The organism is Pseudoalteromonas sp. SR44-5 (assembly GCF_014163675.1).
In the GTDB taxonomy this organism is placed as follows: Bacteria; Pseudomonadota; Gammaproteobacteria; order Enterobacterales; family Alteromonadaceae; genus Pseudoalteromonas; species Pseudoalteromonas rhizosphaerae.
Map to the genome: position 1 here is coordinate 1 of NZ_JACJDT010000174.1, position 570 is coordinate 570.

The 570-nt window shown below is 47.0% G+C and carries 1 pseudogene; it reads left to right on the forward strand.

The window, feature by feature from the left end:
* A pseudogene (locus tag H5154_RS23100) lies at positions 1-570 on the forward strand (hypothetical protein); the annotation flags it as partial.

Below are 570 nucleotides of genomic sequence, written 5' to 3' on the forward strand. Positions count from 1 at the left end.
TCAACCAGCTGGAAATACGATCTTCTGCTGCCAGACTCAGCCATTGACGGCATGCAAGCCATGGTCAAACAGCTTGATGAAGTCACCCCGCAAATAGACCAAGGGGTAAAAAACGCCGCAAACGAAATTGGTAATCGCGTAAACAAAGCCCTCGATGAGTTTGAGCCACCGGCAAGCACGGGTGTAGTGGGTAAACCGAAGAAAACCGTTGCCAATGAGCTTAAGCCGCCGAAAGGGAATGATTTAAAAGGGGCTGCAGCGCTTAAGCGAGTCAGAAACCCAGCCCTTGATGCCCATTATAAAAACTTAGCTGCTTATGAAACGGCTTATAAGAACAAACTAGATGACGCTATTAAAAATGGTGACTCAAGCCATCGCATTGGTGCATTTAAAGCAAAACTTACCGAAGTTAAAGGTGAACGAGCAGCAAGTGCCTATATGGCAAAACACTTTTATAAGCCCCCGCCACCTGCGAAAATGGAGCTAGGCTTTGGTCCGGGCCCCGGTTTTGACCAAGTATGGGCTAAGCGGGATAAAAATGGCAACGTGCTAGAATACTTTATCGTTGAA